The sequence below is a fragment of the Azospirillum sp. TSH58 genome (genome assembly GCF_003119115.1).
Taxonomy (GTDB): domain Bacteria; phylum Pseudomonadota; class Alphaproteobacteria; order Azospirillales; family Azospirillaceae; genus Azospirillum.
The window spans coordinates 361,117-386,795 of sequence record NZ_CP022366.1 but is presented as its reverse complement, the minus strand read 5'-3'; the positions used below and the strand labels follow the sequence as shown (position 1 = coordinate 386,795).

12 protein-coding genes are annotated in these 25,679 nt (G+C 69.5%); 1 reads left to right on the top strand and 11 read right to left on the bottom strand.

Annotated features, from left to right (window positions below):
* Window positions 1-48 precede the first annotated feature (48 nt).
* The 11 genes from TSH58p_RS34165 to flgF form a co-directional block, all read right to left on the bottom strand.
* Window positions 49-14,436: a Calx-beta domain-containing protein gene (locus tag TSH58p_RS34165; RefSeq protein WP_109070346.1), complete on the bottom strand. Its 14,388-nt coding sequence runs from the start codon at window positions 14,434-14,436 to the stop codon at window positions 49-51.
* Window positions 14,437-14,941: 505 nt separating this feature from the next.
* Complete coding sequence (locus TSH58p_RS20320) at window positions 14,942-15,562, bottom strand: NapC/NirT family cytochrome c (RefSeq protein ID WP_109070347.1); 621 nt, start codon at window positions 15,560-15,562, stop codon at window positions 14,942-14,944.
* Window positions 15,559-16,053 (bottom strand): nitrate reductase cytochrome c-type subunit, encoded by a 495-nt coding sequence (locus tag TSH58p_RS20315; protein WP_109070348.1) that lies wholly within the window; start codon window positions 16,051-16,053, stop codon window positions 15,559-15,561. The genes TSH58p_RS20320 and TSH58p_RS20315 overlap by 4 nt, the downstream gene beginning before the upstream one ends.
* An 11-nt stretch (window positions 16,054-16,064) precedes the next feature.
* The gene (gene napA, locus TSH58p_RS20310; RefSeq protein WP_109070349.1) at window positions 16,065-18,575 is read right to left on the bottom strand and encodes a nitrate reductase catalytic subunit NapA; all 2,511 of its coding nucleotides are present in this window, start codon (window positions 18,573-18,575) and stop codon (window positions 16,065-16,067) included.
* 44 nt (window positions 18,576-18,619) lie between these two features.
* Complete coding sequence (locus TSH58p_RS20305) at window positions 18,620-18,913, bottom strand: chaperone NapD (protein ID WP_109070350.1); 294 nt, start codon at window positions 18,911-18,913, stop codon at window positions 18,620-18,622.
* A 7-nt stretch (window positions 18,914-18,920) separates the two neighbouring features.
* The gene (locus TSH58p_RS20300) at window positions 18,921-19,097 is read right to left on the bottom strand and encodes a periplasmic nitrate reductase, NapE protein (RefSeq protein ID WP_109070351.1); all 177 of its coding nucleotides are present in this window, start codon (window positions 19,095-19,097) and stop codon (window positions 18,921-18,923) included.
* A 211-nt stretch (window positions 19,098-19,308) separates the two neighbouring features.
* Window positions 19,309-19,806: a hypothetical protein gene (locus tag TSH58p_RS20295; protein ID WP_109070352.1), complete on the bottom strand. Its 498-nt coding sequence runs from the start codon at window positions 19,804-19,806 to the stop codon at window positions 19,309-19,311.
* 19 nt (window positions 19,807-19,825) lie between these two features.
* Window positions 19,826-20,572: a flagellar basal body L-ring protein FlgH gene (flgH, locus tag TSH58p_RS20290; RefSeq protein WP_109070353.1), complete on the bottom strand. Its 747-nt coding sequence runs from the start codon at window positions 20,570-20,572 to the stop codon at window positions 19,826-19,828.
* A gap of 206 nt (window positions 20,573-20,778) precedes the next feature.
* Window positions 20,779-21,486, bottom strand: a complete 708-nt coding sequence (gene flgA, locus TSH58p_RS20285; protein ID WP_247874059.1) for a flagellar basal body P-ring formation chaperone FlgA — start codon at window positions 21,484-21,486, stop codon at window positions 20,779-20,781.
* A gap of 5 nt (window positions 21,487-21,491) precedes the next feature.
* A complete protein-coding gene (gene flgG, locus TSH58p_RS20280) occupies window positions 21,492-22,277 on the bottom strand; it encodes a flagellar basal-body rod protein FlgG (protein WP_109070355.1) in 786 nt (261 codons plus the stop codon).
* Window positions 22,278-22,295: 18 nt separating this feature from the next.
* Window positions 22,296-23,024, bottom strand: coding sequence for a flagellar basal-body rod protein FlgF (gene flgF / locus TSH58p_RS20275; RefSeq protein WP_109070356.1), 729 nt, complete (start codon window positions 23,022-23,024; stop codon window positions 22,296-22,298).
* 143 nt (window positions 23,025-23,167) lie between these two features.
* On the opposite strand from flgF, the gene TSH58p_RS20270 reads away from it, so the two are divergent.
* The gene (locus tag TSH58p_RS20270) at window positions 23,168-25,645 is read left to right on the top strand and encodes a hypothetical protein (protein WP_282183618.1); all 2,478 of its coding nucleotides are present in this window, start codon (window positions 23,168-23,170) and stop codon (window positions 25,643-25,645) included.
* Window positions 25,646-25,679 lie beyond the last annotated feature (34 nt).

Sequence of the window (25,679 nt, the reverse complement as noted above, 5' to 3'; positions counted from 1 at the left end):
CGCAGGCCGGTGGGGGAAAGGCTGTTCCCCCGCCGGCCCGCGGCCGTTTTACGAGAACCAGGAGTCGTTGACGCCGGTCAGGCCGACCACGGTGATGGTGCTCTTGTCGGACAGGGTGAAGACGGTGTTCTTGCCGACGGTCTGGGCGCTCGCCTTGATGTCCGCGATGCTGATGCCGGCGATCGCGAAGCCGAGGATGTCCTCGTCCGGGTTGAACTCGAACACGTAATCGTTCCCGCCGCCGAGCGTGAAGGCGAAGATGTCCTTCCCCGCACCGCCGATCAGCCAGTCGTCACCACCGAAGCCCCACAGCACATCGTCGCCGGCACCGCCGAACAGCGTGTCGTTGCCGTCCTCGCCGACCAGGGCATCGTTGCCGTCGCCGCCGTCGATCAGGTCGTCGCCCGCACCGCCGCCGATGAGGTCGTTGCCCGCACCGCCGAGGATGGAGTCTTTGCCGTCCCCACCCACAAGGGTGTCGTTGCCAGCGTCGCCGGTCAGCAGGTCGTTGCCGTTCATGCCGAACAGAACGTCGTTGCCGTCGCCGCCGATGGCGGTGTCGTTGCCGTCCTCGCCCATCAGCCAGTCGTTGCCGGCGTCGCCGCTGAGCAGGTCGTTGCCGTTGCCGCCGCCGACCACGTCGTCGTCGTCGCCGCCCAGCAGCGTGTCGTCATCGTCGCCGCCGTGGAGGGTGTCGTTGCCCGCGTCGCCGGCCAGCAGGTCGCGCCCGGTGGTGCTGACCACCACGTCGTTGCCGCCGCCGCCACGGGTGGTGTCGTCGCCCGGACCGAGGTTGATCACCTGGGCGCTGTCGTCACCGATGGTCAGGCTGTTGCCCTCCCCGCCGGTGAAGGTGCCCTGGCCGACCAGCACCGCGAAGTCCACCTGGTTGAGGACGACCGAACCGCCGGGATTGCCGCCCATGTTGATGATGAGCGCTTCGCGCGGCGCCCCGGCGGTGGCGGTGCCGGTGATGGTGATTGGCCCCGGACCCGTCGGGGTCAGCGTGCGCAGCGTCATCGAACCGGTGACCGAGGCGGCGAAGGTCGCCACCTCGTTCCGGATCGCCGTGGTCCGGCTGTCCGGCAGCAGGGCGGCGAGCATGCCGGCGAAGACGCCGGCCATCTGGCCGCTCTCCACCGTGGACTGAGGGCCATAGGCGGTGAGGCGCCCGCCCGCCGCCACGTTGGCCTGAAGGAGCGGGGCGTTGCCCGAGTCCTGCATCAGCGCGACGGTCACCCCGTCCCGGTTGCCCTCCGGCACCGCCTGGGCGAGGCCGGTCTCGACGAAGGTAACAGCGACGCCAGTCGGGGCGCTCCCCGTCCGGGTCTGGACCACGACGCCGCTCACCGTCTCGTCGCCCACGGGCTTGGAAGCACCACCCGTGTTGCCGCCGCCGGTCGCCACGTCATCGTTGCGGATGGTGCCGGTCGCCGTGGCCGTCTGGATCGTGCCGCCGCTGGCGTTCGACAGGGTGACCGTGAAGGTCTCGTCGGACTCCACGGTCCGGTCGCCCTGGACGTTGACGGTGATGCGGGCCGTTTGCTCGCCCGCCGCGAAGGTGACCGTGCCCTGCGGCAGGGTGTTCCCGGCGAAGTCCGCCGCGTTGGCCGAGGAGGCGCCGCTGCCCGCCACCGCGTAGGACACGGTGGTGCCCCCGCTGGTGTCGCCCGTGCGGGTGACCAGGAAGGTCAGCGCCGTCGTGCCGTCGTTGCCTTCCAAGGCGCTGCCGTTCTCCGCCGCGATGGACAGCGACGGAGGATCGGACGGCGGCGGTGCCGTGTTCTTGATGACGCCCGTCGCCACCGCGGTGCCGAGGGTGGCGCCGGACGGGTTGGACAGCGTGACCGTGAAGGTCTCGTCCGCCTCGTTCAGCGCGTCCGTCGCGATGGCGATTTCCACCGTCTTCGTCGTTTCACCCGCCGCCAGGCTAATGACTCCGGTCGGGAAAGCACTGCCCGCGAAATCCGCCGCGGACGCCGCGTTCGGCCCGCTGCCCGCCACCGTGTAGGTGACGCTGACCGGGTCAAGCGCGTTGTCGCTGCGGGTGATGGTGAAGGTCGCCTTGGCGTTCGCCCCTTCCTGCACGATGGCCGTGGCCGCCGCGATGTCCAGGCGGGGAGTGAGCGCGCCGTCGTCGTTCTCGATCGTCACGGTCGCCCGCGGTGCCGCGATCACCGCCTGGGTGGCGGCTCCGGCCTGTTGCGACAGAGTGACGGCGAAGGCCTCGTCGGCCTCCGCCACCGCGTCGCCGGCCACCGCGACGGTGATCGTCGCGGAAGTCTGGCCGGCGGCCAGGGTCACCGTCCCGCCGGGGAGCTGCCCGCCGAAGTCCGCGGCATCCGCCGCCCAGGTGCCGAAGCCCGTCACGGCGAAGTCAAGCACCAGATCGGCGCTGGAGTCGCCCGTCCGGTAGACGTCGAAGACGACGTTCGTGCTGCCGCTGTTGCGCTCCGTCACCGTGGCGGTGCGGGCCGCGATGGTGATGACCGGAGCGGCAGCCGGGGCGTTCGACGTGTTGGACTGCTGCGTCGGAGCGTTGGTCTGCGTTGCTCCCTTCAGGAAGCTGGCGTCACCGGTCAGCGCCACGTCGAGCAGGGCCGCCTGCCGCAGCGCCGGATCGGTGATGCCGGCGGCGTCCAGCAGAGCCTCCGCCCGCTGGCGCAGCGCCTCGGGCAGGGTGTCCACCGACAGCACCTGCCGCGGGAAGCTGCGGTCGGTGTAGGTCGCCGTCGTCTCGCCCTGGCCGTAGTCGAACAGCGAGGTCTGCTGCGTGACCCGCCAGCCGTCGGCGTAGCTGCCGTACAGCACCGCATAGTCGATGGGCTGCGACAGCACCGTGCCGTCGGCCAGCGCCAGATCGTTGGAGGCGTCTCCGTCGAGGTTGCCCATCAGGCCCTCGATCGACCCCGCCGCACGGCTCGGCGACAGGTAGAGCTGAAGATCGACGCGGTCGGCCTCGACCGTGACGATGAGCTGCTCCTGGTTCGAGTAGACGATGGTGTAGACGTTGCCGGAGCGGAAGATGTGCCCGTCGCCCACGGCCATCGATCCGGTGGCATCGGAGATGTCGGTCGCCACCCCGTCGATGCGCAGCGGGTGGGCGGCGTCCTTGGCGTTGATGGACACCCGGACCGAACCGATCTTCGTCGCCACCGCCGTGTTGATCGACACCGCGTCGCCCAGCGCCGCGGTGCGCAGCTGCACGATCCGCTCGTCGCCCGACTTGGCGTTGACGTAGGTGAACTCGCCGACCGCCTGGAAACTGTAGTAGAAGCCGTCGAAGGTCACCAGATGCGGGTCGCCCCAGTTGGCGCCCGGACGGAAGCCCGGCGGCAGCGGCGGCGCTTGGTTGTCGTCGTTGAGGACGGTGCCGGTCGCCTGACGGTTGCCCAGCTTGATGTTGGAGCCGTCCGCCGGATTGGCCAGCGTCACCGCGAAGGTCTCGTTCGCCTCCGCCACGGCGTCGCCCAGCACGTCCACCGAGATGGTCTTGCTGGTCTCGCCCGCCGCGAAGGTGACCGTGCCGTCATAGGGCAGGAAGCCGCCCGCCAGATCGCCGGCGCCGACCGGGTTGCTGCCCGTGCCGGCCACCGTGTAGCCGACCGACACCGCGCTGGTCGTGTCGCCGGAGCGGGTGACCGTGAAGGTGAAGCGGGTGGTGCCGCTGTTGCCCTCCGCCTTCGACAGCTGGCCCGGCTCGATGGCGACGACCGCCGGCAGGGCGTTGGTCGCCGCGCCGCCGGTCATTTCGAAGCGCCACAGGCCGTTCACGCCCGTGTTGCCCGCCGTGGTGTCGAGGGCGAGCATCCCCGCCTCGCTGCCCGACTGCGGCAGGATGAACAGGCCGGACGCATCGCCGTTTCCGGCCGTGTAGCCGGCCCGCGCAACCGTGTTCCCGCCGGTCTGCGCCCAGTTGACAGACTCGTAGCGGAACTCCGCGTCGAAGTCCCCGGCCTTGCGCCCGGTGGCGCCGGCGGCGTTGGTCAGGACGAGCTGGAAGGCGTTGCGCGCGCCATCCGTGCCGCCATTGGCCGCCACGTCGTCCCAGGTGATGACGATGGTCCCGGTGACCGGGTCGAGATCGTAATAGACGCGGTTGGTGCCCTGCGAGGTGCCGCCCGGAGTCGCCGCCCCGGTGCCGCCCCGCGTGTCCACGTCGGACAGGAAGGGCGCGATCATCGCCGGGGCCGTCGCCGACAGCGCTTCGGCCGTCAGGCCGGCGGGCAGCGGCGCGTCGAAGGAGATGCTGCCGTTCGTGTTGATGTAGAAGCCGGTGTAGACCTTGCCGAAGACGTTGATGCCGTCGGCGAAGACCGACCGGATGTCGATGAAGGCGCTCGACCCGTCGTTGCTGCGGTCCAGTTCGTTCTCGCCGAAGCCAGCGGTGCCGCCCAGGCCGCTGAGCAGCCGCGCCCCGATGGCAGTGGCCGGCGTCAGATCGACCGTCTGGTCGGTGAAGCGCAGTTCCTCCACCGCGGTGATGCGGGCGACGCCGTCCGCCTTGGTGCCGCGGGCGTGGGTGACGGTGATCGTCCCGCCGTTGTTGACGATGTCGTAGTTCGCCTTCGCGTCGGTGAAGACCACCGCGTCGAGGCCGGCGCCGCCGTTGATGTCGTCGGTGCCACTGCTGGCCTGGAACAGGTCGTTGCCGTCACCGCCGTTCAGCGTGTCGTCGCCGGCCCCGCCGTTCAGCGTGTCGTCGCCGGCGTCGCCGGACAGCAGGTCTGCCCCGTCGCCGCCGCTCAGGCTGTCGTTGCCCTGGCCGCCGGACAGGCTGTCGTTGCCGCCGTTGCCGGACAGCCGGTCGTCGCCGGCCTGGCCCATCAGCCGGTCCGGCGTGTCGCCGCCGATCAGCGTGTCGGCATCGGCGGTGCCGGTCAGGTCGAGGCCGGTGGCCCGCACCAGAACGCCGGCGCTGCCCTCGGCCTCCTGCAGTTCGTGGAAACCGGCCAGCGTCAGGGTGGCGTCCACGACGCCGTCGCCGTTCGTGTCGAACAGCAGTTGGGTGGTGGCGCCGCCGGAAGTGACGAAGCGGAAGCCGACCTGGGCGCCGCCCGGCTGGGCCACGGTGCCGGTGAAGGGACCGCTGCCGACAAAGGTGAAGGGGATACCGGACAGGTCGATGCGGTCACCCGCGGCGAAGTCGGTGATGCGATCGCCGTTCGCCTCCGCCACGCTGGCGTAGCGGAAGGTGTCGTTGCCCTCGCCGCCGTTCAGCACGTCCTCGCCGGCACCGCCGGCCAACGTGTCGTCGCCGGCACCGCCATAGAGGAAGTCGGCGCCGCCGAGGCCGTCGAGACGATCATCGCCGGCCCCGCCGGTCAGCGTGTCGGACGCCGCCCCGCCGGCCAGCGTGTCCGCGCCGTCGCCGCCGGTGGCGGCGATGGCGGTCACGCGGACCAGGACGCCGCTGTTGGACGGATCGACGGCCAGCGCGTGAGTGCCGGCCAGATGGATGACGCGGTCCGCCACCCCGTCGCCGTTGATGTCGAACTGGAGATCGGTGGTCGCGAAGGCGCCCGTGCCCGAGTTGACGTAGTTCACCGCCACGCCGGTGCCGAAGCGCTGGGAGAGCGGCGTGGTGCCGAGGAAGCTGGCCGACAGGCCGGAAATGTCGATGCGGTCGCCGGTGGCGAAGTCGGTGATCAGGTCGCCGTCGATGTCGGTGGCGCGGGCGAAGACGAAGGTGTCGTTGCCGGCACCGCCCGTCAGCTCGTCACGGCCCTCCGACCCAACCAGCGTGTCGTCGCCCTCGCCGCCGGCCAACGTGTCGCTGCCGACACCGCCGGTCAGACTGTCGCTGCCGGCACCCCCGGTCAACGTGTCGCTGCCCTCGCCACCATCCAGTGTGTCGTTGCCGTCGCCGCCGTCCAGCCGGTCGTCGCCGCCAAGCCCCTCCAGCCGGTCGTCACCGCCCAGGCCGGACAGGCTGTCGGCGCCGTCGCCACCGGTCAGCGTCTCGGCAGCGGCCGTGCCCGTCAAGGTCCTGTTGGAGACACGGACCAGGATGCCCGTCCCGTCCTCCCGCAGGGCATGGGCGCCGGCCAGCTCGATCACGGAGTCCGCGATGCCGTCGCCGTTGCCATCGATCTCCACGCGGGTGCGCTGCTGGCCCTCCGCGCCGGTCACCGCGAAGCGGATCTGGGCCGGGCCGAGATTCACGGACGAGCCGGTGAAGGCGCCACCGCCGATGAAGGTGGCGTTGAGCGCCGACAGGTCGAGGCGGTCGCCGTCCGCGAAGTCGGTGATGCGGTCACCCGCGGCGTCGCCCACGGTCAGCACGCGGAAGACATCGTTGCCGGCACCGCCGGTCAGCGTGTCGGCCCCGTCGCCGCCCAGCAGCGTGTCGTCGCCATCGCCGCCGTCGAGCCGGTCGCGGCCCGCCCCGCCGGTCAGGCTGTCGCTTCCAGCCCCGCCGGTCAGCGTGTCGTCGCCGGCCCCGCCGGTCAGCGTGTCGGCGGCGTCCGTCCCTTCGAGACGCTGGTTGGCGGCGCGGACGAGAATGCCCGGCGCCTGCGGATCGACTTGGAGAACGTGCTCCCCGGTGATCTCGATGCTGCGGTCGGTCACGCCGTCGCCGTTCAGATCGATGTCGAGCAGCGTGTTGCGGAAGCCAGGCTCGCCCACCGCGGAGACGCGGATCTCCGCGCTCCCCGTGCCGCTGAAGACGGACGTGCCGATGAAGGCGGCGCCCAGCGCCGACAGGTCAATGCGGTCGCCGTCCGCGAAATCGGTGATGCGGTCGCCCGCGATGTCGTCCGCGGTGAAGACGAAGGTGTCGTTGCCGGCACCGCCTGTCAGACGATCGGTGCCTGCGCCGCCGACCAGCGTGTCGTCCCCGTCGCCGCCGGACAGCGTGTCGTTGCCGACACCGCCGGTCAGGCTGTCGTTGCCGCCCCCGCCGGACAGGCTGTCGCGCCCGGCGCCGCCCTCCAGCGTCTCGCCCGCGTCCGTCCCGGTGAGCACGAGGTCGTCCACGCGGACCAGGATGGCTGGGTCATTGGGCGTCGCAATCAGCGTGTGCGTGCCGGACAGGATGATCATCCGCTCGCCGATGCCGTCGCCGTTCATGTCGAAGACGAGCCGGGTCTCGGCCAGCGGGCCGCTGCCGACGATGACGGCGTTGACCTGGGCCGGGCCGGGCTGCGCGACGCTGCCGGTGAAGGCGGCGGTCCCGATGAAGGTGACGTTCACGTCGCGCAGATCGATGCGGTCGTTGGGACCGAAATCGGTGATGCGGTCGCCGTCGATGTGGCCGGCCCGGTTGAAGCGGAAGCTGTCCCGCCCGGCCCCACCGGTCATCAGGTCGCCGCCCGGGCCACCGTTCAGCGTGTCGTTGCCGTCGCCGCCCTCCAGCGTGTCGATGCCGTCGCCGCCGATCAGCGTGTCGTTGCCGGCCCCGCCGATGATCAGGTCGTTGCCGTAATCGCCGCTCAGCGTGTCGTTGCCGTCATCGCCGCTCAGCGTGTCCGGACCGGAGGCACCGGTCAGGCTGTCGTTGCCGGGCGTGCCGGTCAGGGACTTGCCGTATTCGGTGATGAGGACGCCCGGCGCCCCCGCCATCTCGACCAGAGGCACCACGCCGTTGAGCCACATGCCGACATCGGCCACGCCGTCACCGTTGGAGTCGAGAACGACGGTCGTGGTGTCCGCGCTGTAGTAGACGCGCAGTTCGGCGCGGCCCGGATTGGACACGCTGCCGGTGAACGCACCCTCGCCGAGGAAATGCGCGTTCAGCGCCGACAGGTCGAGGCGGTCGCCGGGGCCGAAATCGAGGATGCGGTCGTAATTCATCTCCGATGCCGAGCCGAAGACGAAGCGGTCGTTGCCGGTGCCGCCTTCCAGTATGTCGGCCCCATCGCCTCCGGTCAGCACGTCGTCGCCCGTGCCGCCTTCCAGCGTGTCCGCCCCGTCGCCGCCGATCAGCGCGTCGTCGCCGGCGCCGCCCTGGAGCAGGTCGTTGCTGCCCAGGCCCGCCAACGTGTCGTTGCCAGCACCACCCGACAGCGTGTCGCGGCTGGGACCGCCCGTCAGGCTGTCGTCGCCGTCGGTGCCGGTCACCGCCTGGGTCGGGATACGGACAAGCACGCCCGGCGCCTGCGGATCGACCTTGAGATCATGCTCGCCGGCGATCGTGAAGAAGGTGTTGAGCCAACCGAAGCCACTGCTGGACACCTCGATTCGGGTCACGCCGCCGGAAATGACCGAACGCACCTGGACCGGACCGCCGCCGTTCGGATAGAGGGTGAAATCCGCCGAGCCGATGTAAACCGGATTCAGCGCCGACAGATCGATGCGGTCGCCATCCGCGAAATCGGCGATGCGATCGCCCAGAATGTCGCTGGCGCTGGTGAAGCGGAAGGTGTCGTTGCCCTCGCCGCCAAAGAGCTGGTCGGAACCGGCCCCTCCGTCCAGCGTGTCGTCGCCCGCACCGCCGCGCAGCAGGTCCGCGCCGGCCCCGCCGAGAAGCAGGTCGTTTCCGGTTCCGCCGTCCAGGCTGTCGGCGCCGCCCAGACCGGACAGCGTGTCGTCGCCGGCCCCGCCGGACAGCGTGTCGCTGCCCGCACCGCCTTCCAGCGTGTCGTTGCCGCCGGTCCCGGTCCGGACCGTCTCCGGCGCCCGGATCAGCACGCCCGGCGTGCCCGGATCGACGATCAGGGCGTGCGCGCCCGACAGGGTGATCCGGCCGTCCGTGACACCGTCACCGGTCAGGTCGAAGTCGAGCTGCGTGTCGTCGCCCGACATGGTCAGGCGAACCTGCGGCGCTCCCTTCTGCTGGAAGTTGCCGGTGAAGGGCTGTTCGCCGATGTAGGTGACGTTCAGGGCGGACAGGTCGATGCGGTCTCCGGTGGCGAAGTCCGCGATGCGATCGCCGGCAAGCTGGCTGGCTTCGGTGAAGCGGAAGGTGTCGTTGCCCTCGCCGCCGATCAGCAGATCGGCACCGTCACCGCCGACCAGCGTGTCGTCGCCGGCCCCGCCGTCCAGAACGTCGCCGCTGCCCTGCCCGTTCAGGAGGTCGTTGCCGGCGCCGCCCCACAGGCTGTCGAAGCCCGCCCCGCCGGTCAGTGTGTCCGCCCCCTCGGTCCCGACGAGGGAACGGTCGGCGACGCGTACCAACACGCCCGGCTCGTTCGCAAGCTCCTCCAGAGCGTGGGCGCCGGTCAGCGTGATCGTGTGGTCGACCACGCCATCGCCGTTGCTGTCGAACTCCAGCACCGTGCTGCCGACGTCCGCCCGGAAGCGCGCCTGCGCCGGACCATAGTTGGGATAGCTGCCGGTGAAGGCCCGGTCGCCGATGAACTGGACGCCCATCTCGGACAGATCGATGCGGTCACCCGGACCGAAGTCGGTGATGACGTCGTTGCCGACGTCGCCGATCCCATCGAACCGGAAGACGTCGTTGCCGGCCCCGCCGGTCAGGATGTCGCGCCCGGTGCCACCGTCCAGCGTGTCGTCGCCGTCACCGCCGGACAGGCTGTCGGCGCCGCCCATGCCGCGCAGCAGGTCGTTGCCCGCCCCGCCGTTGATGGTGTCGAGCCCGGCCCCGCCGTTCACCTCGTCGTCGCCCGCCGTGCCGCTCAGCGTCCGGTCAGGCACCCGCACGAGGATGCCCGGCGCGCTCGCCAACGCCTCCAGGGCATGGATGCCGGTCAGGGTGACGGTGCGGTCGGACAGGCCGTCGCCGTTGCTGTCGATCTCCAGCACCGTGCTGCCGTTGAGGTCGGTGCGCAGGCGGACCGCCGCGGTGCCGTTCCCCGGAATACCGTCCTCGCCGACGAAAACGGCGTTCAGGGCCGTCAGGTCGATGCGGTCGCCCTGGGCGAAGTCGGTGATGGTGGTGTTGGAGGCCACCATGGTGCCGACGCCGGTTCCAACCGGTATGCTGACGATGCGGAAGGTGTCGTTGCCCGTTCCGCCGGACAGCGTGTCAAAACCGTTTCCGTCTTCCAGCAGATCGTCGCCCGCCCCGCCGGACAGGCTGTCGTTGCCGGCGAAACCGCGCAGCGTGTCGTTTCCGGCGCCGCCGGACAGCGTGTCGCGGCCCGCGGCGCCGTCCAGCGCATCGTCCCCCGCCGTGCCGGTCAGGGTCCGGTCGGGCACGCGCACCAGGATGTTCGGCGAATCCGCCAACTGCTCCAGGGCCACCCCGGTGGACAGGTTGATGTAGCGGTCGGCATAGCCATCGCCGTTGGAGTCGATTTCCAGCGTGGTGGACATGTTGTCCTGGCGCAGGCGCACCTGGGCCGGCCCCCGGTTCGATCCATTTCCGGTGAAGGCCCCCGTGCCGAGGTAGGTGGCGTTCAGGCCGGTCAGGTCGATGCGGTCACCCACCGCGAAGTCGGTGATGATGTCGGAGCTGAAGGTGGTGTAGCTGTTGGGCCCCTGCTCCGACACGAAGCGGAAGGTGTCGTTGCCCGCCCCGCCGGTCAGCGTGTCGCTTCCGGAACCGCCGTCCAGCGTGTCGTCGCCGTCGCCGCCGGACAGGCCGTCGTTGCCGGCCATGCCGAGCAGAAGGTCGTTGCCGGCGCCGCCGGCGATGGTGTCGCGCCCGGCGCCGCCGCTCAGCGTGTCGGCGTTCGCCGTTCCGGTCAGGGAACGGTCGGGCGCCCGCTCAAGAACACCGGGCGAACCATCCACCGCCTGCAACCCGTGCAGGCCGTTCAGCGTGATGGTGCGGTCGTAGAACCCGTTGCCGTCGCTGTCGATTTCCAGGACGGTGACGGTTGAGTCCTGGCGGAACCGCACCTGCGCCGCGCCCTTGTTGCCGTTGGTGCCGGTGAAGGCGGCGTCGCCGATGAAGGTCGCGCCCAGACCTGTCAGGTCGATGCGGTCACCGCTCGCGAAGTCGGTGATGATGTCGCCGGCGGCGTCGGTCAGGCTGGAGAAGCGGAAGACGTCGTTGCCGTCCCCGCCGGTCAGGCTGTCTCCGCCGGCCCCGCCGTCCAGCGTGTCGTCGCCGAACCCGCCGGACAGGCTGTCGTTGCCGGCCATGCCGAGCAGCAGGTCGTCGCCGTTGCCACCGTTGATGGTGTCGCGCCCGATGCCGCCGGTCAGCGTCTCGCTCTGATCCGTTCCCTCCAGGACCTGCTGGGGAACATGCTCGAAGACACCGGGCGACCCGGCCACCGGCTGCAACGCCGGCCCTCCGGACAAGGACAGGATACGATCAGACTGACCGTCGCCGTTGGTGTCGATCTCCAGAAGCGTCGCGCTGCCTTCGTAGCGGAGGCGGATCTGCGCCGGTCCGTTGCTTCCATAGGTGCCGGTGAAGGCGGATTCGCCGATGAAGACGGCGTTCAATCCGGTGATTTCCAACCGGTCGCCGGGAACGAAGTCGGTGATGACGTCGCCGTCGATGTCGGTGATGGCGAAACGGAAGGTGTCGTTGCCCAGGCCGCCGGTCAGGAAATCGGCCCCGGCGCCACCGTCCAGCGTGTCGTCGCCCTCACCGCCCACCAGACTGTCGTTGCCGGACAAGCCGCGCAGCAGATCGTTGCCGGCCCCGCCGTTGATGGTGTCGCGCCCGGCCCCGCCGGTCAGCGTCTCCCCGGCATCCGTTCCGGTGAGCGTCTGGTCCGCCGCCCGCTCGAGCACGCCGGGCGAGCCGGCCACCTCCTGGAGGGGAGGGGCGCCGTTCAGATAGATGTAACGGTCGGCGGAGCCGTTGCCGTCTTCGTCGATCTCCAGCGCCGTCTGCGCGCTGTACATGCGGACGCGGATCTGCGCCGGTCCTTTGTTCTGCGGGGTGCCGCTGAAGGCCGCATCCCCGATGAAGGTGGCCCCCAGCGCCGTCAGATCGAGCCGGTCGCCCACCGCGAAGTCCTCGATGACGTCGCCGTTGGCATCGTTCAGGCTGGCGAAGACGAAGGTGTCGTTGCCAAGCCCGCCCTTCAGGGTGTCGGTGCCGGCGCCGCCCTCCAGCGTGTCGTCGCCGTCGCCGCCCATCAGGCTGTCGTTGCCGCCAAGACCGCGCAGCCGGTCGTTGCCGGCCCCGCCGTCGATGGTGTCGCGCCCGGCGTCGCCGGTCAGCGTCTCGCCCGCCGCCGTGCCGAGGAGCGTCCGGCTCGGCACCTGCTCGAAGAGGCCGGGCGAATTGGCCACCTCCCGCAACGCCGGTCCGCCGCTCAACAGAATTCTGCGGTTGATGTTGCCGTCACCGTCGCTGTCGATGAGCAGCGTGGTGCCGCTGGGATCGGTGTACAGGCGGATCTGCGCCGGCCCCTTGTTCGGGTAGGTGCCGGTGAAGGCGGCTTCGCCGATGAAGGTGGCGCCCAGGGCGGTCAGGTCGAGCCGGTCGCCCTCAGAGAAATCGGTGATGGTGACGTTGCCGTAATCGGACGCCCCGGAGAAGAGGAAGGTGTCGTTGCCCAGGCCGCCGGTCAGTGTGTCGGACCCGTTCCCACCGTCCAGCGTGTCGTCGCCCGATCCGCCGTTCAGGACGTCGTTGCCGCCCAGCCCGCGCAGCCGGTCGTTGCCGGCCCCGCCGTTGATGGTGTCGGCACCGCCGTCGCCGTCCAGCACGTCGTTCGTGTCCGTGCCGGTGACGAGCAGGTCCGGCACCCGCTCCAACAGGCCCGGGGTGGACGCCACCTCCCGAAGCAGGGGCGAGCCGTCGATGTTGATGGTCCGGTCGGCGTTGCCGTCACCGTTGCTGTCCACCTCCAGAGCGTTTCCGAAGGTTGTGTTCAGGCGGACCTGCGCCGGCCCTTTGTTCGTGGGGCTTCCGGTGAAGGGACCGGTGCCGATGAAGACGGCGCCCAGGGGCCGCAGATCGATGCGGTCGTCGTGCGTGAAATCGGCGATCCGGGTGTTCGAATAGCTTGCGCCGACGGGAACCGGAGTGATGAGGAAGACGTCGTTGCCGGCCCCGCCGATCAGCGTGTCGCTGCCGGAGCCGCCGTCCAACGTGTCGTCGCCCAGACCGCCGTCCAGGCGGTCGCTGCCGGCATTCCCGCGCAGCAGGTCGTTGCCGGCCCCACCATTGATGGTATCGCCACCACCGCCCCCCTCCAGCGTCTCGCCCGCGTCCGTGCCGGTGAGCGTCAGGTCGGGCACCCGTTCGAACACGCCGGGCGAACCCGCGACCTCCTGAATTTGGAAAGAGCCGTTGAGGAAGATCTGACGGTCGGCGATGCCGTCGCCGTTGCTGTCCACCGCCAAGGTCGTGTCCGACTCCAGGCGGATCTGCGCCGGCCCCCTGTTGATGAAGTTGCCGGTGAAGGTCGTGTTGCCGATGAAGGTGGCGCCCAGCCCCGTCAGGTCGAGCCGGTCGCCCGAGCTGAAGTCGGTGATGGTGACAAAGCCATTGACGCCCGGCGTGGAGAGCAGGAAGGTGTCGTTGCCGGCCCCGCCGGTCAGCGTGTCGGACCCGACGCTGCCGTCCAGCGTGTCGTCGCCGTCACCGCCGCTCAGGCTGTCGTTGCCGCCCAGGCCACGCAGCAGGTCGTTGCCCGCGCCGCCGTTTATGGTGTCGCGCCCGGGACCGCCCTCCAGCGTCTCGCTCGCCTCCGTACCGGTGATGGACAGATTTGGCACCTGTTCGAACACGCCGGACGAGCCGGCCACCGGCTGCAATCCGGGCGCACCGGTTATGTAGACGGAATGATCGATCCAGCCGTCACCGTTGCTGTCGATCTCCAGCGTGGTGTTGGCCATGTCGGTGCGCATGCGCACCTGAGCCGGGCCATGGGCGGCGTTCGTCCCGGTGAAGGCCGCCTCGCCGATGAAGGTGGCGTTCCAGGCCGACAGGTCGATGCGGTCGCCCGCAGCGAAGTCGGTGATCCGCACCTCGTTGTAGCCCATGGTGGCCGGCTTGGAGATCAGGAAGGTGTCGTTTCCCAGGCCGCCCGTCAGCGTGTCGTTTCCAGTGCCGCCGTCCAGCGTGTCGTCGCCGCCGCCGCCGCTCAGGCTGTCGTTGCCGGCGAAACCGCGCAGCAGGTCGTTGCCGTCGCCACCGCTGATGGTGTCCGGACCGCCGGCGCCATCCAGCGTGTCCGCCGCGCCGGTGCCGGTGAGCGACTGGCCGGGCGTGGCCTCCAGCACGCCGGGCACGCCGTCGACCGGACGAAGGACGACGGAGCCGGTAACGTAGATGAACTGATTGGGGAAGCCGTCGCCGTCGCTGTCGATTTCCAGAACCGGGCCGGTGAAGTCGGCACGCGTGCGGACCTGCGCCGGCCCTCTGTTCTGCGGGGACCCGGTAAAGGCACCATCGCCGATGAAGGTCACGTTCAACGCCGACAGGTCGATGCGGTCGCCCAGCGTGAAATCGGTGATCCGGTCGCTGCTGATGTCGCTCAGGCTGGAGAAGCGGAAGGTGTCGTTGCCCGCACCGCCGGTCAGGACGTCGTAGCCGCCGTAACCGTCCAGCGTGTCGTCGCCGTTACCGCCCGTCAGCGTGTCGCTTCCCGAAGTGCCAGTCAGCTCGGACATCGAATACCCCGTTGGAAAGAAATTTCTTCTACTTTCCTCCTACCTTTGTGCGAACGTCATATCAACTTCTAGTTTTTCTAATGTTTTGCAAATCATCTTAAAATTAAAATTGTGTAATCCTGTATATTTTGTAGATGCCGCCGACGCTGCAAAGCACGCCATTAAGTGACACGGCGCACATACGACAAAATCATAAACTGCATTTAATCCCATTAAAACATCTTATGCGACAACATGTCGCACGTAAATTCCCGTAAAAACAAGATCTTAGAGATGGCGCCGCAATGCCATGAGAAAGATTCTCTCGCACCGACCATAGCCATTCTTCTTATGAGTAACCAGATCACGAGAAAAACAGCTTATGGATTACATTAGAATTTTAAAATCACACTCTGGGTCGAAAAATGACCCTGCGCATGTTATCATAGTAGATAATATTCGAAACGCCTGCGGCCCCTCCGTCGCGAGACGGAGAGGCCGGGGCCGAAAATCAACCCTTGGTGGTTCAGTTCGCTGAAACCGCTCCGGTCCAGCCGGGCTCGACACCCTTCATGTCGGGAAGCCGGTGGGCGATGCCCTTGTGGCAATCGATGCAGGTCCGCTCGCCGGTGAACAGGTAGGTCTCATGCATCTTGGCCGCCCGCGGGTTCTGGCGGGTGATGTCCATGGATTCCGCGCTGTGACAGTTGCGGCATTCCAGGGAGTTGTTGGATTTCAGCCGGTCCCATTCGTGGGTGGCCAGTTCCAGCCGCTTGTCCAGGAACTTCTCGCGGGTGTCGATGGTGCCGAAGATCTTGCCCCAGACCTCCTTCGACGCCTGCATCTTGCGGCCGATCTTGTGCGTCCAGTCGTGCGGGACGTGGCAGTCCGGGCAGGTCGCCCGCACGCCGGAGCGGTTGGTGAAGTGGATGGTCTGCTTCAGCTCCTCGTAGGGGTTGTTCTTCATCTCGTGGCAGGAGATGCAGAAGGCCTCCTTGTTGGTGACCTCCAGGGCGGTGTTGAAGCCGCCCCAGAACATCACGCCGGCCAGGAAGCCGCCGAGCGTCAGGAAGCCCAGGCTGAAATGCACGCTGGGCCGCGAGAAGACGCGCCAGAAGCGTCCGGCGAGACTCAGAAGGCCCTTCATTTGGCGCCTTCCTTTCCGCCGGCCTTTCCGCCCGCCAGGATGCTGTCGATGTCGCGGAAGCGGTTGCCGGTGATCGGCTGGGCGTCGGTCTGCGGCACGTGGCACTGGGTGCAGAAGTAGCGCCGCGGGCTGACCGCGCCCAGCGTCTGGCCGTCGCGGTCCTGGAAGTGGGTGACCGAGATCATCGGGGCCTGCGAGCCCTCGGTGTTCTTGCGGTCATGGCAGGTCATGCATTTGTTGATGTTCAGGTCGATCTGGTAGTCGCGGATCGCGTGCGGGATCAGCGGCGGCTGGTCGGCGTAGTTCCGCGCCCGCTTGTGATCGTCGGTGATCTCCTTCGCCATCGGGTCGGCGGGGATCTCCTGGGTGATCGGATGCGGGCCGGAGGGAACCTTCGCGGGGGCGGCCCCGTCCGCGGCGAACACGCCGGACACCAGAAGCGGCATGGCCGCGGCCAGCGCGAGGGCGGCAAAGGTGATGCGGGTCTTCATGGACGGGCTCCTCACGCGACAGGAATGATCTTGACCGCGCATTTCTTGAAGTCGGTCTGCTTGCTCAGCGGGTCGGTGGCGTCCAGCGTCACCTTGTTGATGAGCACCGTGTGGTCGAAGAAGGGCACGAAGACGAGGCCCCGCGGCGGCTTGTTGCGGCCCCGCGTCTCGACCCGCACCCGCACCTCGCCACGGCGGGAGGCGATGCGCACCTCCTGCCCGCGCCGCAGGTTCAGGTCCTTGGCGTCGTCGGGATGGATGAAGACGACGGCGTTGGGGAAGGCCTTGCGCAGTTCCGGAACGCGCAGCGTCATGGAGCCGGAGTGCCAATGCTCGACCACGCGGCCGGTGCAGAGCCAGAACGGGTAGTCCTTGTCCGGCGATTCCGCCGCCGGCTCATAGGGCAGCGCGAAGATGTTCGCCTTGCCGTCCTTGTTGCCGTAGAAGCGCACGCCCTCGCCCGCCGGAACGTAGGGGTCGAAGCCCTCGCGGTAGCGCCACTTCGTCTCCTTGCCGTTCACCACCGGCCAGCGCAGGCCGCGCTCCTGGTGGTACATGTCATAGGGGGCGAGGTCGTGGCCGTGGCCGCGCCCGAAGGTGGCGTATTCCTCGAACAGGCCCTTGTGGACGTAGAAGCCGAAGGCCTGCGATTCCCGGTTCTCATAGGCGGGGTCGCAGTCCGACAGCGGGAAGGCGTTGACCTGGCCGTTGCAGTACAGCACGTCGTAAAGCGTCTTGCCGCGGACCTCCGGCTTCTTGGCGATCAGTTCCTCCGGCCACACCTCCTCGATCGCGAAGCGCTTGGAGAACTCGATGATCTGCCAGAGGTCGGAGCGCGCCTCGCCGGGCGCGCCGACGAGCTGGTGCCAGACCTGGGTGCGGCGTTCCGCGTTGCCGTAGCCGCCTTCCTTCTCCACCCACATGGCGGTCGGCAGGATCAGGTCGGCGGCGAGCGCCGTCACCGTCGGGTAGGCGTCCGACACGACGATGAAGTTTTCCGGGTTCCGGTAGCCCAGATAGGTCTCGTTCGCCGTGTTCGGCGCCGTCTGCATGTTGTTGTTGCACTGGACCCAGTAGGCGTTGAGCTTGCCGTCCTTCAGCATGCGGTCCTGCTGGACGGCGTGGTAGCCGACCTTGTCCGGGATCGTGCCTTCGGGCAGCTTCCAGATCTCCTCGGCGTGCTTGCGGTGCTCCGGGTTGGTGACCACCATGTCGGCGGGCAGCCGGTGCGAGAAGGTGCCGACCTCGCGCGCCGTGCCGCAGGCCGAGGGCTGGCCGGTCAGCGAGAAGGGACCGCAGCCCGGCTGGCTGATCTTCCCGGTCAGCAGATGGATGTTGTAGACGAGGTTGTTGGCCCAGACGCCGCGGGTGTGCTGGTTGAAGCCCATGGTCCAGAAGGACATGACCTTCACCTTGGGGTCGGCGTACAGCTCGGCCAGCGCCTCCAGCCGGTTCTTCGGCACGCCCGACAGCTCGTGCGCCTTCTCCAGCGTGTAGGGCTCGACGAACTTGGCGAACTCCTCGAAGGAGATCGGGTCGGACTCGTTGGCCTTGGCGACGTTCTTCGCCTTCTGCTCCAGCGGATGCTCGGGCCGCAGGCCGTAACCGATGTCGTCGCGGCCGCGCTTGAAGTTGACGTGCCTGGCGATGAACTCCTGGTTCACCCGGCCCGTCTTGATGATGTGGTTGGCGATGTAGTTGAGGATCGCCAGATCCGACTGCGGCGTGAAGACCAGACCGATGTCGGCGAGGTCGAAGCTGCGGTGTTCGTAGGTGGACAGGACGGCGACCTTGCAGCCCTCATGGGTCAGCCGGCGGTCGGTGACGCGGGTCCACAGGATGGGGTGCATCTCCGCCATGTTGGAGCCCCACAGCACGAAGGCGTCGGCCTGCTCCATGTCGTCGTAGCAGCCCATCGGCTCGTCCATGCCGAAGGTGCGCATGAAGCCGACCACCGCCGACGCCATGCAGTGGCGGGCGTTGGGGTCCAGGTTGTTGGAGCGCAGGCCCGCCTTCATGAACTTGGAGGCGGCGTAGCCTTCCATGATCGTCCACTGGCCGGAGCCGAACATGCCCACCGCGGTCGGGCCCTTCTTCTTCAGGGTCTCCTTCCACTTGGTGGCCATGATGTCGAAGGCCTGGTCCCAGGTGATCGGGGTGAATTCGCCTTCCTTGTGGAACTGGCCGTCCTTCATGCGCAGCAGCGGCTGGGTCAGCCGGTCCTCGCCGTACATGATCTTGGACAGGAAATAGCCCTTCACGCAGTTCAGGCCGCGGTTGACCTCGGCCTTCACGTCGCCGTGGGTGGCGACGATGCGCCCCTCCTTCACGCCGACCATGACGCCGCAGCCGGTGCCGCAGAAGCGGCAGGGGGCCTTGGACCAGGTGAGCTTGGCGTCGGCACCGGCCGTCAGGGTGCCGGCCTCGGCGGTCTGGAGGGCGGCCGGCAGGCTCACGCCGGCCGCCGCCGCCGCGGTCACGGCGGCTTGGACCTTCAGGTAATCACGGCGGGTCAGGGACATAGGGGGGTGCCTCCTGGGGCGGGTCGTCTTGTCTTGGACGGACGTCAATGGGCGTGAGGGACGAGAGCGGTGTCGGCGGGCATCGGCTCCGCGCAGCGCTCGGCGTCCTCGTAGTGGTGGTAGACCAGCGTGGTGGTGTGGACGCCCGCCATCGCGTTGATGTCGGCGATGCGGTCCAGAACCTCGGCCTCGGTCGCGGTTTCCAGCGTGACGATGGCCTTGCCGTTCTCCGACGCGTGCCATTCGGCGCCGGCGAGCGCGCAAACCACCTCCTTCAGGGCGGCGGTGCGGTCCGGCGCGTGCTGGATGACGAGGCTGGAAATGTGCAGTTCGGGCATGGCCGCCTCACATCCCGCCGGAGTGGGACAGGATCTGGTACATCCAGACGGAGAAGCCGTAGGCCCCGACCAGACCGATCGCCAGGAACGGCCAGATCAGGATGGACAGGACGAAGAAGACCAGCCCCTCGAAGCGGCGGGTCGGAGCGGCGGTGTCGGCGGTGCGGGCGGGCGGCGCGTTCATGGCGGTCCCATGGATTGATCGAACGGTATCGCCGCGGAGCTTCATCCTTTCGCATGATGAGTGGCTTGACCGAGGTCAAGTCCCGGCACTGACTCCATCCCTAAGTACCGGTACTTTCGTCGTTCTGGACGTTTTGCCGCACACCAACGCAAAACCCCTTCCCCGCTGGGCGCGGGGAAGGGGCTGACGAAGCGAACCGGGGTGGGACGGATTACAGCCGGGTGTTTTCCTGGCGCATCAGGCGGTCGATCAGCACGCCGCGCACCAGATCGGGGCCGAGCTGCTCGGCGGCGGCCTGCTTCAGGGATCTGGCGACGGCGGCGGGATCGACCGACGGGCCGTCGAAGGCGCCCGCCCCCGCCATGCCGAACAGGGCCTGCAGCAGGGCGTTGCGCGCGTGGGGAAGATGGCGGCGCAGCAGATTGGATTGCTCGACGCTGCCCGTCTGCAAGGTGATCTGGGTCAGGATGAAGGCGTTGGTGCGGCCCTCCACCAGCACCGGCACCATCAGTTGGCCGACCTCCACATAGAAGGGGCCGGGACCGTCGGCGGGCAGGTCCGGCCCGGCGCCGGCCTGCTGCTCCGCCGCGGCCTTCTCGTCGGCGCCGAGCGTCAGCTGCAGGCGCCCGATGCCGTAGCCGACCGCCGCCGCCAGCGCGGCGCAGAGCACGAAGACCGAGTAACGGCTGGGTCCGGGGCGTTGCGGCATGGTCGCGTCTCCCCTCCGCTCAGAAGGGCATGATGATGTCGAAGACCTGCTGGCCGTAGCGCGGCTGCTGGACGTCGGTGATCTGGCCGCGCCCGCCGTAGGTGATCCGCGCCTCGGCGATCTTGTCGTAGTCGATGGTGTTCACGTTGGTGATGTCCTCGGGCCGGATGACCCCGGCGATGCGCATCTCGCGCAGCTCGTAATTCACCCGCACCTCCTGCCGGCCGGCGATCACGAAGTTGCCGTTGGGCAGCACCTCGGTCACCACCGCCGCGGCGCGCATGGCGATGCGCTCGTTGCGCTGGATCGTCCCGGTGCCGGAGGAGGAGGAGGAGCTGTCCATGTCGACGAGGCTGGACGGGTTCACCGCGTCGGGCAGCACGGCGGGCAGCCGCGACTCCAGCCCGAAGAAGTTCGGCACGCCCGCCGATTCGGCGTTGGAGCGCTGGCGCTGCGTCTGGTTCTGCAATTGCGCCTGATCGGCGATGTTGATGATGACGGTCAGCAGGTCGCCCACCTGCTTGGCCCGCGGGTCGCGGAAGAAGTCGCGGGACCCGGTGCGCCACAGCGAACTCGGCACCTGCTCGTTGGTGTTGGGGCGCGGCATCGGCATGGAGATGACGCGCGCCTCCGGCGCCATGGCGGGGTTGGAGATTTCCGACAGGCGCGGCGCCTGCCCCACGTCGGCCAGCCGCCCGCAGCCGGCGAGCGCCACCGTCAGGGCGAGGAAGGGAAGCAGGACGCGGCGGGGCGGAAGCGTGCGCATGGGGGGTGTCCTTGATTGGAGCCTGACGGGCGCAGAGGCGTGCCCCCACCCTACCTCCCCCGCTGGGCGGGGGAGGGACTGCCGCTGTCTTTCCCAACAAGCACTTGCTCCCTCCTCCGCCCAGCGGGGGAGGGTTGGGGTGGGGGTCTGGCTTGCCGGCGTTGGCGGCCATGCGTCTTCGCGGAACTGACGCTGGAAAAGCGCTTTCATGGCATGGCCTCGGGCGGCCCGGCGACCGTGACGGTCTGCGGCCCGGTGATGGTGCCGGTGACGACGATGTTGCTGGCGACGTTCATCACCCGCACCAGCTCCCCCACCCCGCCGTCCTGCAGGGCGCGGCCGCGCGCCATCAACTGCAGCGGCCCGTCCTCGTAGACGAGGCTGACCGGCTTGTTGCGCTGGACCACCAGCGGGGCGCCGACCGCGGAGGTCTGGATCAGCCGCCCGGCGGAGAGCTGGCGGCGGCTGGCCAGCCCGGCCAAGCTGTCGCGCGAAGTAATGACGGCGCCATTCAGCCGCTCCAGCGGCATCGGGATGGTGGTCAGGTCGCTGTCGGCGATCACCTCGCCGGGCAGGATGCGGCGCGTCGGCACCGGCACCTCGACCATGATGTCGGCCTTGGCCTTCACCTCGACGATGCGCCCGTTGCTGCTGACCAGCGCGCGGACCAGCCCGCCGCGCGGGTCGTAGGACAGGTCGCGCACCGCCTCCACCGGGCCGGAGAAGGGCACGGTCAGCACCACCGAGACCCGCGCGTCCGGCGGCACCGCCGGGCCGAGCGAGGCCGCCAGCTCCTGCGCCAGCAGCGCCTCCACGGCGCCCTCGCCGTCGGAGAGAGTGGCCGCCTGGGCGGGCGCGCAGAGCAGATGCAGGGCCAACGCGAAGCCGGTGAGACGCCGAACGGAACGCCGCATGGCGGTCACCGCATGTTGGAGAGGGTGGAGGCCATCTGGTCGCCGGCCTCGACCACCTTCGCGTTCATCTCGTAGGCGCGCTGGGCCGAGATGAGTTCGGTGATCTCCTGGACGACGTTGACGTTGGAGGATTCCAGATACTTCTGCCGGATCGTGCCGAAGCCCGCCTGCCCGCCGGTGCCGTCCTGCGGCTCGCCCGAGGCGGGGGTGGACCGGTAGAGGTTGTCGCCCATCGCCTCCAGCCCGGATTCGTTGACGAACACGGTCATCACGAGCTGGCCCAGCACGCGCGGGCGGGTCTGCCCGTCGACGAAGGCCTGCACCTCGCCCGACGCGTTCACGGCGATCTCCCGCGTGCCCTGCGGCACGGTGACCTCCGGCAGCACCGGGTGGCCGTCGCTGGTCACGATGGTGCCCTCCGGCGACAGCTTGAAGCCGCCGGCGCGGGTGTAGGCGGTCTCGCCCGCGGGCATGCGGATGTTGAAATAGCCGCGCCCCTCGATGGCGAGGTCCAGCTCGTTCCCGGTGGAGGTCAGGTTGCCGGTCGTGTTGATGCGGTTGACCGCCCCCGGACGCACGCCGAGGCCGACCTCGATGCCGGTCGGGATGATGGTGCCGGCGTCGGTGGACTGGCTGCCCTGGCGCCGCTCCGACTGGTACATCAGGTCCTGGAACTCGGCGCGCCCGCGCTTGAAGGCGGTGGTGTTGATGTTGGCGATGTTGTTGGAGATGACCTCGACGTTCAACTGCTGGGCCATCATGCCGGTCGAAGCGATGCTGAGCACGCGCATGGACGCAATCTCCTGATTTTAAGCGGATTTGCCGAGACGGTTGATGGCGGAGCGCAGCAGCTCCTGCCCGTCGTCCATCATGCGGGTGACCGACTGGTAGTCGCGCGTCAGCTCCATCATCCGCGACATCTCGGCGATGGACTGGACGTTGGACTGCTCCACCTTGCCCTGGATGATCCGGGCGTCGGGGGCCGCCAGCGGCTGGGCGTCCCCGGCGTCGAACAGCACGTCGCCGGTCTGGGCGAGCGCCTGCGGGCTCTCGAAGCGGACGACGCGCAGCCGGGCGATCATCTCGTTGTCGGCGGAGACCAGCCCGTCGGTGCCGATCTCCATCCGGCTGCGATCGGCCGGGATGACGATGGGCTGCTGGTTGTCGTCCAGATAGGGGAAGCCGCCGGCGTTCACGAGCTGCCCGTCGACGTCGCGCCGCATCCGCCCGTCGCGGGTGTAGCGCGGGCCGTCCGGCGTCTGCACCTGCAGCCAGCCGTCGCCGTCCAGCGCCACGTCGTAGGGGTTGTCGGTGGGCTTCAGGCTGCCGGCGGTGAAGTCGGTGTAGGTGGCGCGGTCGATGGTGAAGGCGATCTTGTCGGACGGCTTCATGCCGCCGCGCTCCATCGCCGCTTCGAACAGCATGCGCTCGCCGCGGAATCCCGCAGTGTTCATGTTGGCGATGTTGTTCGCCACGACATCGAGCTGCCGGCGCAACGCCACTTGCCGCGACAATCCGATGTAAAGGGGATTCTCCATCGCCGGACACCTTCCGTTTGAACGCCGCCTTAACCTAGGTGATGCAGTTTAAAGCCGGGTTTCAACCTGAGGCGCCGCGACGGGAACTGATCGGTGTCTTGGGGGATTTGATTCCGATTTAGATAAAATTTGGGGCAGTCGCGATGCATCCCTGCCGGACCCTGTCCATCTCCCTGGCCCTGCTGTCGGTCACCACCGCCCTGACCACGCCTCCCGCCGCGGCGGAGGCGCCGGCAGCGATCCCAGTCCACATCAATGTGCAGACGGGCGACCACGCCGACTTCTCGCGTCTGGCTCTGGTCAACGCGCAGGGCGCCCCGGCGGTCGATGTGGGGAGCTGCGGCGGGCGCATCGCCTTTTCGCAACCGGTCCCCTGGCCTCTGGAGGCGCTGAACGGCACCTATTCGCGGCGGCTGACCGGCTTCCAGACGGCGGAGGAGGGGCGCAGCCTGACGATGGAGTGGCCCTGCGGCGCCCGCGTCTCCGTGCGCCGGGAGCGGCGGATCACCTTCATCGACGTGGCCGACCCGCCGCGACCGGCGCGCAAGCCCGGCGCCCCGGTTCCAGCGTCCGCCGACACCACATTGCTCGCCGAGGCGCCCGGCGCGTCGGTGTTTCCGGTGATCGCGCCGCCGCCTCCCGAACCGGCGCCCGCCCCAACGGCCGCCACCCAGACAGCGCCCATCAGCCTCGCCGAGCGGCTGAACCCGGTCGCCAGCGCCCAGGCCCAGCCGGTCGTGCAGGCGCCGCCCATGGTGCAGGCACCGCCACCGGTCCAGCCGCAACCGGTCGCCAAGGCCCCGCCCCCCGCTCCGCCGCCGAAGCCGGAGCCCGCCAAGACGGTGGCCGCCGTGCCGCCAACGGCCATGCCGCCGTCAGCCGTGCCAACGTCAGCCGCGCCGCCGCCGGTCGCGGCTCCCGCCGTCCAGGCCGACCCGCCGATCCGCGCCTTCGACCTGGACGCCTGGGCCGGCGACGACTACCCCGCGCGCAAGCAGCATCTGGAGCAGCGCATCGCCGAGAGCCAGGGCCGCGCGCGGGTGGAGGCGCTGCTCGCCATGGCCCGCTTCACGCTGGCCCGCGCCCTGCCGGAAGAGGGCCGCGCCGCCCTGGACGCCGCGGAGAGCCTGACGCCGGGGCCGGACCAGCGCTACGAACTGCGCCTGCTGCGCGACGCCTTCCGGGCGCTGGACGGCACCGCCGACCCGGACGACAGCCAGTTCGTCCGCGCCCAACCCTCCCCCGCCGCCGCCGACCACCATGTCTGGCGCAGCGCCACCCTGGCCCCCAGCCGCTGGACCGCGGCGAAGTCGAGCCTGCCCATCGCGCTGAAACGGCTGCTGACCTACCCCGCCGACCTGCGCGGACGCCTGCTGACCCTGCTCGCCGAATCGGCGGGCGAGGCGGCGGACGGCGCGTCACTGAACCTGATCGTGCTGGAGATGATCACGCTGGACGGCATCGGCGCCACCGACGGGCGGCTCGACTTCTTCCGCGGTCGTCTGGCGGAGCTGCACAACGAGACGGCGGAAGCGCTAACCCACTACAAGCGGGCCGCCGCACTGCCGAACCTCTACGGGCACCGCGCCCAGGTGCGCTCCATCGAGCTGCGGCTGGCCAGCGGCGCGCTGGACGATCCCGGCGCCATCGCGGAGCTGGAAAGCCTGCGCTACGCCTGGCGCGGCGGCGATGTGGAGACGGACGCGCTGGCCGCGCTGGGCGCCGCCTACACCCGCGCCGGGCGGATCGACGCGGCGCTCGACATCTTCGGCCTGCTCGGCCGCCGCTTCGGCGCGACGGCGCGCGGGCGGGCGGCGCTGACCACAGGGCGCGGCCTTCTCGACGCGGTGATCGGCCATCTGGAGACGACTCCGGGCAGCGCGCTCGACGCGCTGTCCCTCCAGGTGCGCTATGGCCGCACGGTGGCGCTGACCGACGACGATGCCGGAACGCAGCAGCGCCGGCTGGCCCGGCTGCTGGCCCGCGGCGGCTTCACGCTGGAGGCCGCGCGCCTGCTCCACACCGTCGCCGAGACCGCGCGCGGCGCCGAGCGCGCGGCGGTCGGGCTGGAGCTGGCCCGCGTGCTGCTGGACGCCGGGCGCGGGGCGGAGGCGCTGGCCGTGCTGGACCACACCGCCGGTCCCGCGCCGGACGCCGCCGCCGACCCTCGGACTGCCAGGCGCCGCGCCCTGCTGCGCGCCGAGGCCTTCGTCACCGAGGGCGAGGCGATGCGCGCCTTCGACACGCTGCGCGGCCTGACCGGTCCGGAGGCGGCGCGCATCCGGGCGGACAGCCTGTTCCGGGCCGGCGAATGGGCGGCGGCCCGCGCCGCCTACGCCGAACTGCTGGGCGGGCCGGCCAGTGGACCCGGCGCGCCCCTGCCGGACGACATCGCCTTCCACGCGCTGGCCGCCTTCCGGGCGGGCGACGACGCGGCGGTCGCCGCCGCCGCGGAACGCCACGGCAAGGCGCTGGCCGGAACCCGCTGGGCCGGTCTGCTCGACGCCCTGGCCGTCCCGCCCGACCCGGCGGGCAAGCCGCTGTCCAGCGCCACCGTCAGCGGCCAGCTCGCCGCCGCCGACGCGTTGGCCGGCATGGTGCGCCGGTGGAAGACGCCCTGAAAGCTTCCGCCCAACACGACGGCTCCCTGAGCCC

What these genes read in the sequence shown, in the direction of transcription:
- TSH58p_RS34165 (WP_109070346.1), bottom strand. Translation starts at nt 14,436, where the DNA reads ATGTCCGAGCTGACTGGCACTTCGGGAAGCGACACGCTGACGGGCGGT.
- TSH58p_RS20320 (WP_109070347.1), bottom strand. Translation starts at nt 15,562, where the DNA reads ATGAAGGGCCTTCTGAGTCTCGCCGGACGCTTCTGGCGCGTCTTCTCG.
- TSH58p_RS20315 (WP_109070348.1), bottom strand. Translation starts at nt 16,053, where the DNA reads ATGAAGACCCGCATCACCTTTGCCGCCCTCGCGCTGGCCGCGGCCATG.
- napA (WP_109070349.1), bottom strand. Translation starts at nt 18,575, where the DNA reads ATGTCCCTGACCCGCCGTGATTACCTGAAGGTCCAAGCCGCCGTGACC.
- TSH58p_RS20305 (WP_109070350.1), bottom strand. Translation starts at nt 18,913, where the DNA reads ATGCCCGAACTGCACATTTCCAGCCTCGTCATCCAGCACGCGCCGGAC.
- TSH58p_RS20300 (WP_109070351.1), bottom strand. Translation starts at nt 19,097, where the DNA reads ATGAACGCGCCGCCCGCCCGCACCGCCGACACCGCCGCTCCGACCCGC.
- TSH58p_RS20295 (WP_109070352.1), bottom strand. Translation starts at nt 19,806, where the DNA reads ATGCCGCAACGCCCCGGACCCAGCCGTTACTCGGTCTTCGTGCTCTGC.
- flgH (WP_109070353.1), bottom strand. Translation starts at nt 20,572, where the DNA reads ATGCGCACGCTTCCGCCCCGCCGCGTCCTGCTTCCCTTCCTCGCCCTG.
- flgA (WP_247874059.1), bottom strand. Translation starts at nt 21,486, where the DNA reads ATGCGGCGTTCCGTTCGGCGTCTCACCGGCTTCGCGTTGGCCCTGCAT.
- flgG (WP_109070355.1), bottom strand. Translation starts at nt 22,277, where the DNA reads ATGCGCGTGCTCAGCATCGCTTCGACCGGCATGATGGCCCAGCAGTTG.
- flgF (WP_109070356.1), bottom strand. Translation starts at nt 23,024, where the DNA reads ATGGAGAATCCCCTTTACATCGGATTGTCGCGGCAAGTGGCGTTGCGC.
- TSH58p_RS20270 (WP_282183618.1), top strand. Translation starts at nt 23,168, where the DNA reads ATGCATCCCTGCCGGACCCTGTCCATCTCCCTGGCCCTGCTGTCGGTC.